The organism is Paramagnetospirillum magnetotacticum MS-1, from assembly GCF_000829825.1.
Lineage (GTDB): Bacteria > Pseudomonadota > Alphaproteobacteria > Rhodospirillales > Magnetospirillaceae > Phaeospirillum > Phaeospirillum magnetotacticum.
Genome location: NZ_JXSL01000017.1, coordinates 1 through 8,856 on the forward strand (window position 1 = coordinate 1; position 8,856 = coordinate 8,856).

Annotated in this window: 7 protein-coding genes and 3 pseudogenes; 6 read left to right on the forward strand and 4 right to left on the reverse strand. The window is 64.0% G+C overall.

Annotation, left to right across the window (positions count from 1 at the left end; all coding sequences use genetic code 11):
- Window positions 1–154: 154 nt before the first annotated feature.
- The 3 genes from CCC_RS02060 to mamE are packed head-to-tail and all read right to left on the reverse strand — an operon-like array spanning window position 155 to window position 3,852.
- Window positions 155–1,012: a trypsin-like peptidase domain-containing protein gene (locus tag CCC_RS02060; protein ID WP_009868162.1), complete on the reverse strand. Its 858-nt coding sequence runs from the start codon at window positions 1,010–1,012 to the stop codon at window positions 155–157.
- 58 nt (window positions 1,013–1,070) lie between these two features.
- Window positions 1,071–2,048 carry a FraH protein gene (locus CCC_RS02065; RefSeq protein WP_236686273.1) on the reverse strand — a complete coding sequence of 326 codons (978 nt, stop codon included), beginning with the start codon at window positions 2,046–2,048 and terminating at the stop codon, window positions 1,071–1,073.
- A gap of 43 nt (window positions 2,049–2,091) precedes the next feature.
- Window positions 2,092–3,852, reverse strand: coding sequence for a magnetosome formation protease MamE (mamE, locus tag CCC_RS02070; RefSeq protein ID WP_009868160.1), 1,761 nt, complete (start codon window positions 3,850–3,852; stop codon window positions 2,092–2,094).
- 361 nt (window positions 3,853–4,213) lie between these two features.
- On the opposite strand from mamE, the gene CCC_RS02075 reads away from it, so the two are divergent.
- The 6 genes and pseudogenes from CCC_RS02075 to CCC_RS02095 form a co-directional block, all read left to right on the forward strand.
- Window positions 4,214–4,429, forward strand: coding sequence for a hypothetical protein (locus tag CCC_RS02075; RefSeq protein WP_068494649.1), 216 nt, complete (start codon window positions 4,214–4,216; stop codon window positions 4,427–4,429).
- 37 nt (window positions 4,430–4,466) lie between these two features.
- Complete coding sequence (locus CCC_RS02080; protein WP_169746879.1) at window positions 4,467–4,829, forward strand: hypothetical protein; 363 nt, start codon at window positions 4,467–4,469, stop codon at window positions 4,827–4,829.
- Between the two features lie 119 nt (window positions 4,830–4,948).
- A complete protein-coding gene (locus tag CCC_RS02085; RefSeq protein ID WP_008622185.1) occupies window positions 4,949–5,176 on the forward strand; it encodes a hypothetical protein in 228 nt (75 codons plus the stop codon).
- Between the two features lie 242 nt (window positions 5,177–5,418).
- Window positions 5,419–7,047, forward strand: coding sequence for a pentapeptide repeat-containing protein (locus CCC_RS02090; protein ID WP_009868158.1), 1,629 nt, complete (start codon window positions 5,419–5,421; stop codon window positions 7,045–7,047).
- A gap of 151 nt (window positions 7,048–7,198) precedes the next feature.
- Window positions 7,199–7,332, forward strand: a pseudogene (locus CCC_RS23010) (integrase core domain-containing protein); the annotation flags it as partial.
- 65 nt (window positions 7,333–7,397) lie between these two features.
- Window positions 7,398–7,804, forward strand: a pseudogene (locus CCC_RS02095) (transposase); the annotation flags it as partial.
- Here CCC_RS02095 and CCC_RS02100 read toward each other — a convergent pair.
- A pseudogene (locus tag CCC_RS02100) lies at window positions 7,793–8,650 on the reverse strand (IS630 family transposase); the annotation flags it as partial. The pseudogenes CCC_RS02095 and CCC_RS02100 sit on opposite strands and share 12 nt — an antisense overlap.
- Between the last annotated feature and the right edge of the window lie 206 nt (window positions 8,651–8,856).

Sequence of the window (8,856 nt, forward strand, 5' to 3'; positions counted from 1 at the left end):
CCTCCGACTGCTTCACCCGTTGCAGCGCACTGAAGTCGACCCCAGGGGCCGAACCAACATTCGCGTCGCCTAATGCCCGAACCAACATTCGCGTCGCCTAATGCCATATCCGCCTCTCTAAGCTCGTCGTATGAAGGAAATGCCCCTCATACGTCTAAGGACCGGCGGGAACGCCCGACTTTCCGGCCGGAGCTCCCTTCTTGAAGCGAACCACGTCCTGAAGATGGGACACGATCACCTGGGCTGGCACCGTGAAGCCTTCCACCTTGCCGGTGGGGCCGGTGGCGGCGATGTTGATGCCCACCAGATCGCCCTGGGCATTGACCAGCGGGCCGCCGGTCTGTTCCCAACTGTAGACCGCGTCCGAGCGCAGCAGATGGGTGATCTGGGTCGCCCCCACCGCCAGCGGCGCATCCGCCGACTGCACCAGGCCCTGGCGCACCAGCGGCGCCCCCGCCATGTTGCGGCCGAAGGCGAAGACCTGTTGCCCCTGCACCGCCGTCTGGACGTCGGCCATGCGGAAATGCAGGAATTTCTCGGTGGTCTGCATCTTCAGCAGCGCCAGATCATGCCCCGGAATGGTCTTCACCACCTGGGCCGGAAAGCGCCGGATCCCACCCGTCGTCGCCACCTGGACCGAAATCTCCGGCAGATTGGACACCGAATGCAAAGTGGTGATCACATAGCCGTTGGCCCCCACGATGGCCCCCGAGGCCACCGGACCGGCATTGACCCCGCCGCCGCCGACCCCGACCACAGCAGGGGGAACCGTGTGATACAGCCGCTGCACATGCGGCATGGCGATGTTGCGCACCAGGAACTGACCCACCGACAGATCGTCGGCCCCGTGGAAATTGTCGTCCTCGTCGTAATGGTCCAGGAGATAGATCCCCCAGGCGAAGGTCACGAAGATCAAGAAGGCCAGGATCGAGACAGGCGTCTTCCACGACCGTTCGCAAAACACGATCTTGTTGGTGGGCAATTCGCCCATGGTCTCGCCGACTTCAATCATGGCCGCTTTCCACACTCATTCGAATTCAAGTCCTCTATCGCTCATCCCGCGAGAACCGCTAGAATTCATCACCGTTGCTTTTGGCGCCGTGGCGCGGAGCCAGTAAAGCATTGAAGCGTCCCTTGATGGAATGGACCAGACTCTGCCCCGCGACGGAAAGCTTACCGCCCAGGGACTTGGGATCCCTCAGCAGATCGGTGGAGGCGCCGATGGCGCCGCGCACGGCCGAATCCGCCACATTGAAGATCCCGGTGAACAGGTCCTCCACGGGAACTTCCTTGACCGGATTTTCGGCAAGGCCCGCAGGGGCGGCCTCTGCCGCCGTCTCCACCGCCGGGGCCAGCTCCGCCGGATAGGCATAGGCCGTCGAGTGGATAAATGCCTGCGGCTGGGGAGACGGCTCGATCACGGCGGGGGCCTCGACGACCTCCATATCCGAAGCAATCTCAAGCTCAACATCACTCGTCATCATTTCGGTAACTCCCTCGGTCTCGGTCGCGGCATGATCGTGAGCCGCTTCCGGCTCGGGTTCGGGTTCGGGGACCGGCTCGGGTTCCGGTTCCGGTTCGGGTTCCGGATCGGGCTCGGGAACGACAACCGCCTCGGGCTCGGACGCCGTGGCCGTCACCGGGATTGCCGCCTCGGCGGGATTGATCTCTTCATACTCCCGATCCGGCTGCCGCCGGAAAGGCGGCGACCAGTGGGAGACAAGCTCGGTGAACGGGGCGGCTTCAGGCGGCGCATTGGCAACCGCCTCCGCCAATGCGCTCGGCATGACCGGCTTGAGCGCCGCCTCCGTCGAGCTTGCCGCTCCGGGGGAAGACCAGGGCGAACCGCTCAGCAGCGACGCCCAGGCATCCCCTCCCACCGGCTTGATCACCGGAGCCGAAGGCGCGGGCATGGGGGCGGCGGGCTCCGGCGCGGAAGATGCCGGAATCTCGGCGTCGGCAGCCGGGGCGGGCGCGGCATCGCCGCCTCCCTTCCCGAGCTTGTCGCCGGGGGTCCCCTTGGCGCGGGGCCGTCGGTTCGTCGCCATCTCGTGCTCCATCATCACAGAACAACCCGGAATTCTTTACCTTTCACCACGGCCCGTTGCCGGACGGCGGCGTTCCCACGGCGGACCCGGCAATCAAAGTCATGTTGCGGACGCCTCCATCGCGCAAGACTCCCAGACGGACGGACCCGCCGACCGACATTTCCCCCATGATGGCGACCGCCTCATGGGGGAGGGCGACGGGGCGGCCGTCGATCTTGAGCAGAACATCGCCCGGCCGCAATCCGGCGCTTGCCGCCGCCGTGTTGGGGGAAACGCCGGTGATCAGCACGCCGCGCCCGACCGGCAGACCGGTCTGCAGGCTCATCTGCGGAGACAGGGTCGCCAAGGCGGCGCCGTGCAGGCTGTGACCGGCCATTCTGGACCCGATTCCGCCGCGCGCGCCTTGGACATTGACCGCCAGACCGCCGGGCGGCTGGGCGAACTGATATCCGCCCGCCCCCGGCTGAGCGAAGGCGACCGGCCCGGCACCGGCACCGGCACCGATGATCTGATGGCAACCGGCGCAATTCATGTTCCGGCGGTTGTCGGCATGGGGATTGGCGGCATTGGCCTGGATGGGCGGCGCGGCGGGCGGCGGCGCGGCGACGGGCATCATGGGCTGAGCGAAGGCGATGGGCCCCGCCGCGGCACCGATGATCTGATGGCAGTTGTCGCAAGCCATGGCCTGTCGACCATCGGTATGGGGCGAAGGCCCCCCCACCGCGATGGCCGGACCGGCCGCCCCCACGCCGCCCGGCCCCGGAGCCCGAAACGCGACGGCTCCCATGGCGGGGCCCGCAGCGGCGGCGGCGGCGGGCAGGGCGTTCACTTCATCTTCCACGAACAGGCGGACCTGATTGCTGGGCACGGCGAAACCGATTCCGGCGAAAGCGCCGCTGGGGGTGTAGATGGCGGTATTGATGCCGATCACCGTGCCGTCGGCAATCACCAGCGGCCCGCCGGAATTGCCCTGATTGATGGCGGTATCGGTCTGCAGCAGCTTGGAATGGGTGACGCCCTCGATCACCATGGACTTGCCCTTGGCGGAAATGATGCCGCGGCTGACGGACATGTCCAGACCGAAGGGAGTCCCGATGGCGATCACTTCGTCGGCGACCCGCACCGCGCTGCTGTCGCCCAGGACCGCCGAGGTCAGCGGCACCCTGGGAGCAATCTTCAGCAAGGCGAGGTCGAGCGCCTCGTCCATCTTGACGATCTCAGCCGAATAGCGGGTCGCGCCCCCGTCGTCCGACACCGAGACGAGAACCGAATTGGCGCCGCGCACCACATGAAAATTGGTGACGATGAAACCGTCGTCGCGAACGATCACCCCGGTGCCGATATTTTCCACCGAGGTGGTGGTCGGATTGGCGAAACGCGGCAAGACGTCGGGACCGGGCGGCATCAGGGTCTTGGGCGCGGCGGCGCGGCCCGACGACGATGCGGTCACGCTCACGACGCTATGACGCAAAAGGGCGACGACGCGGGAAAATCCCCCGCCGCCGCCCACCTGGGCAGCCCCGGCCTCCATGACCGGCGGCAGGGCCGGAACTCCCGTAGCCGCCGGGGCCCCCGCAAGTGCGTTCGCGGGAAGGGGAAGCACCGGAGCGGTGACGGCGCCGTGACCCAATTGCCGGATCAGGGTTCCAAGGCGGTTGCCGCCCGCCTGCTGGCGAAAAATGAAGGCGCCGAACAGCACGATCAAGGCCACCACGCCCATCAGCATGAGGTAGCGCTTCAAATCCTTGCTGCGAGGGGCATTGGGGCGCCCCCCGGTGTTCGCGTCGCCATCAAGCATCGTCATCCAGCACCACTAAACAAAATCACGCGGCCGACGCGACCAAGGTCCGCGGCATTCGTCGCCGCTGTCGGCCCGCGCTTTTTAGCACAATTACTCCAGCCAGATATAGGCGAGAGCACGCCACGCAGACGATAAAGCAGAATAAATCGCCTCGCCTGGCCGCCAATACAAGCGGTTGAGACGCAACCGCATAAAAAGCCCCCCCCCCCCGCTCTCCCCGCAGGCGGATCACGCGCAAAATCGGAGAGCCCCATGGGACGAGGGATGGCCTTCCCCCCCAAAATCTTGATGCTTTAGGCTGCACCTATGCTAATCTCGAGGGACTCAGATTCGTCGGTCCACACAGCCCTGCATGGAAGATTTTATGTTTGACACCCCCCTGGCCGGACTGAAATTAGCGGCACCGAAACTGCTCTCCGGAGCACTCCTGGGGCTGCCGATCACATTAACGATCGCGCCGGGCCTGGGATTGGTCGCGGTCGGCGTGCTCGGCGCCGCCTGCATCGGAGGATACATATCCGCCGTGAACTCGCTGACCCATTCCAAACCCGCCTTTTCCGTTGCCACTCCACCGATCTGAAGCGTGGGACTTCCGCCCTGGGCGGACCTAGGAAGGATTGGCCAACCGCCGCAACCGGACGGCCGTTTTGTCGGAGCTGGGGAAAATGAGCGACAGCGTCAATAAGGAAGAAGCCCTGGCGATCATCAGGGGCATCGTCGGCGCCGCAACCGATATCGCCAAGATGGCGAGCGAGATGGGGCAAGAAGACGACAAGATCACCGCCCCCCCGCCGCCCGCCGCATCTCCCCCTCCCGCCCCCCTCCCTCCCGCATCCGCCCATTCTCCCGCCCCTGCCAAGAAGGCCGCGGCGACCGAACCCACCGAAGAAACCGCCACCGCCCCCAAGACTAATGTTCGGGCAAGCTCTCAGGCCGAGGTCTTGAACCAACTGCTCAATCGCAAATCCGGCAACGCATAGGCGCAAATCAGGCAAGGCATCGGTCGGGCCGCATGGGAGCCGACGCTTTAGGGATCGCCGGGGCGCCACGGCCCGAGCCGCTCCCGACGCCGAGCCCGCCCCACGTCATCGGAGACGACATGGCCCTGACACCGGCGGAAAAGCAAAGACGCTATCGGCAGCGGCATAAAGACCGCCCGACCCAGGCCCAGAAGATCGCCATGCTGGAAGCGCGCATCGCCGAGTTGGAAGCGCAATTGAGAACGGCCACCGGCGCGGATGCGGGCCAGGACCACTCGCCCCAGACAATTGACGAAAGCGTGATCGCGGAATGGGAACGGGCACTGGGGAAAGGCCGCAGCCGGTAGCAACCGTACAGCTCCCTCACGGGCCACGCACCGGAACAGAGGCAATCCACCACAACCCGGTTCCTCATCAATGACCGGAAAAAGAAGACAAGAACTTGGCAATTATTAAAGCAAAGTTAACCGTTATTGCAGCAGACCCATCCCGCTCATTTCATCACACGGCCTGACCGGAGATAAGTTTTGAAAAATCCATGGTCTGGTGTATGATTTGAGTGTTTGAAAAGACAGATCGATTGCTTGTGATGGGAAACGTACACCACCTACAACATCTCGGCCAGGGAGCCGGCGACTGGAACGCCTGGCGCCAGCAGGAGCCCGATGTACGACCGGACCTGACCAACGCCAATCTGCGCGGGGCCAATCTCGCCGGGATGGATTTGTCCGGATCGCTGTTGTCGCTGGCAAATCTGCGCAAGGCCGTTCTGTCCGGCGCGAATCTCCGTGATTGCAACCTCCCCCGAGCCTGCCTGGAAGACGCCGATCTGTCGGGCGCCAAGCTTCAGGGCGCCAATCTGGCCGGCGCGACCTTGCTGCGCGCCAACTTCTCCGGCGCCAATATGCGCATGGCCAATCTGGCTGGCGCCAATCTGGCTGGCAAGATGGATTTGTCCGGAGTCGATCTGACCGGCGCCAATCTGGCCGGCGCCAAGCTGATGGGGGCCAATTTCTCCGGCGCCACCTTGGCCGGCGCCAATCTGGCGGGCGCCGACGCCCGCAATGCCAATTTCACCGGCGCGGATCTGACCGATGCCGTGACCGCCGGCACCCTCCTCGACGGCGCCAACATGTCCGGCGCGGTCATTCGCCGGACCGCAGGCCGCCCCCAGACCATCGTCGCGGATCTGGAGCCCGAGCCCGAACAGCCTCTGCCCCGCACCGTTTCCGAACGCCCGCAGCCCGTTTCGGTCGAGACCTTCGAGGCCGAGGGATTCGAAGCCCCCCCCGTTTCGGTCGAGGCGCCTTCGAACGAGATCGAACCGGTCTTCGAGACCCAACCGGAATGGGACAATTCGGCCCAGCCGGAATTGGCCGAGCCGGAGCAAGAATCCGAGCCGGAACCTATCGACACGCTGGTGGATGTACCTGCGGATCTTGAACCGGAACCGGAACCCGAGCCCGAGCCCGAGCCGGAACTCGCCGCCGTCGAGGCGATGGCGGAAGACGACGATTCCGCCTTCGACGCAGCCCCCATGGCGACAGCCGTTCCGATCCCGCTTGCCGAATCGCAGATTTCAGACCTTTTGGTCGATTCCGTGCAGGACGAGGCGCTCTCGCGTTTACCGGTTCCGGTCGATGACGCCGTTGACGAGGAACCGCAAGACAGCCCCTTCTATACCTACGAAACCAAGGAATTGGCCATTCTCGCCCTGTATCTCGATCAGGTGAGCCGGAAGACCAAGGCCGAGAAGGCCATGCTGCTGGATCTACTGGTCCAGTATAACCGCAATTTCCTCGGACAAGATGTCAGCGTCCCCATGACCACCAGCGGCAACGCCATTCTGGTCGGTTTCGGCGACCCCACCAACGCCCTGCGCTGCGGCGGCCTGTACATCAGCATGCTGCGCGACATGCAGGTTGAGTCCTATGTGGCGGTCAATTGGAGCATGGCAACTGTCCGGGTCGATTCCGAAGGAAGCGAGAGCGACGAGTTGATCGCCAATTCCATTTCGCCGTCGGCGCGTCTGATGCCGGTTGGAGTCGTGGGCGAGGTTCTGGTCTTGGAAGAGCTGTATTCCAATCCCCTGACCCAGCGCGACCTCTTCACCTTCGAGCGCGTCGCCCGGAAATGGAAAGCCGCCAACGACACCCATGGCGAAGGCATCGACGTTATCTGCTACAGCGTTCGCAGCAAGCAGCCCCCGCATCCCTGAGCCGACACCCCCGGTCAAGCCGCCTCCGTGACCCTTGCCCGCACGGGTGGGGCATGTGCAGCTACAGGGGGCCGAGAATGTGGTCCAGGCGCTGGAGCAGGTCTGCAACCGAATTGGCTATCCAAGGACGATCCGGGTCGATCAGAGTTCGGCATTCGACGGGCGCTTCCGAACCGAGTGCATGAACGCCCATTGGTTCCTCAGCCTTGACGACGCCTGGGGAAAATTAGAGGCTTGCGTACTTACTGCAACGCGCAGCGCCCGCATGGCGCCATCGGGTACTGACCCTCCCCCCGTGAATGGCTCCAGGTTGAATGTAATAATTCAACTGACCATGAAGGGGACATTCCATGCCGAAGAAAAGACATACCGCCGAAGAGATCATCGGCAAGCTGCGTGAAGCGGACGTGCTTCTGGCGCAAGGCCGGAAGGTGGCCGACGTCGCCAAGGCGCTGTCGGTTACAGAGGTGACGTACTACCGCTGGCGCCAGGAATACGGTGGGATGAAGGTCTCACAGGCCAAGCGGCTCAAGGAGCTTGAGCGCGAGAACGATCGGCTGCGCAAGGCGGTGGCTGACCTGACCATCGACAAGCTGATCTTGAAGGAGGCCGCCCGGGGAAACTTCTGAGCCCCGCCCGCCGCCGGTGTTGCATCATGGCGGTGTGCGAGCGGTTGGGGGTGTCGGAGCGCCGGGCTTGCCTGGTGCTGGGACAGCCCCGCTCGACGCAGCGACGTGAGCTACAGGGTCGGGGTGAAATGGAAGACCCAACGCGGATGATCCGCCAGCCATTGCCTGACCTTGGGATGCTTATGGGTGCCGTAGTTATCGAGGATGGCATGGATGATTTTCCCCGCCGGAACGGCCCGCTCCACCGCATTGAGGAACTTGATGAATTCCTGATGCCGGTGCTTTTGCATACAACGCCCCAGCACGGTGCCGTCCAGGATGTTGAGGGCGGCAAACAGGGTGGTGGTGCCGTTACGCTTGTAGTCGTGGGTCATGGTGGCGCACTTGCCCGGTTTCAGCGGCAGGCCGGGCTGGGTGCGGTCGAGGGCCTGGATCTGGCTCTTTTCATCAATGGACAGCACCACGGCGTGGCACGGTGGCTCCATGTAGAGGCCGACCACATCCTCGACTTTTTCGGTGAAGGCGGGATCTTTGGATTTCTTGAAAGTGCGCAGCCGGTGCGGTTGGAGATGGTGGGCGTCCCAGATCCGTTGGACCGCCCGCAAGCTGATGCCAACGGCCTTGGCGACCGCGCGGCCCGTCCAATGGGTGACGCTGCCGGGCGGGTTGGAGCACGGCAGCGCCAGAACCCTCGCTACCGTTCCCAGGGGCAAAGGGGGCTTGCCCGGCTTGCGTGTCTTGTCCCGCAGCAGGCCATCCACCCCTTGCTCGGCATAGCGCAGTTGCCAGCGCCACACCGCTGGGCGGCTGATGCCGATGTCGCGCGCCACCTCAAGAACGGGCCGATGCTCAGCCGAATGAAGGACGATCCGCGCCCGTTGAACATGCTTCTGCGGGCTGTTGCGGTCCCCAATAACCTCGGCCAAACGCACTTGGTCCTCAGGGGAGACGATGATGCTGACGGTTTGTGCCATGACCACAGACTCGCACGGCGCAGGTCTCTTGTGAATCCTGTGTTTGCGTCAGTGCACTAGCACTACTTTGGCATATTTTAGCTACGGGCGGTTTTTTGGGGTTCCCAAGAGCAAGTTTGCGTGATTCATAAGAGGTCGGCTTATGGAGGGCCGATCAATGGACGTGGACTGGCAAGGCGATCTCGACCGTTGGCTTGCGCCGTTTG

Excerpts from the sequence above, each read along its gene's own strand:
- CCC_RS02060 (WP_009868162.1), bottom strand. The coding sequence starts at position 1,012 with ATGATTGAAGTCGGCGAGACCATGGGCGAATTGCCCACCAACAAGATC.
- CCC_RS02065 (WP_236686273.1), bottom strand. The coding sequence starts at position 2,048 with ATGGCGACGAACCGACGGCCCCGCGCCAAGGGGACCCCCGGCGACAAG.
- mamE (WP_009868160.1), bottom strand. The coding sequence starts at position 3,852 with ATGACGATGCTTGATGGCGACGCGAACACCGGGGGGCGCCCCAATGCC.
- CCC_RS02090 (WP_009868158.1), top strand. The coding sequence starts at position 5,419 with ATGGGAAACGTACACCACCTACAACATCTCGGCCAGGGAGCCGGCGAC.
- CCC_RS02075 (WP_068494649.1), top strand. The coding sequence starts at position 4,214 with ATGTTTGACACCCCCCTGGCCGGACTGAAATTAGCGGCACCGAAACTG.
- CCC_RS02085 (WP_008622185.1), top strand. The coding sequence starts at position 4,949 with ATGGCCCTGACACCGGCGGAAAAGCAAAGACGCTATCGGCAGCGGCAT.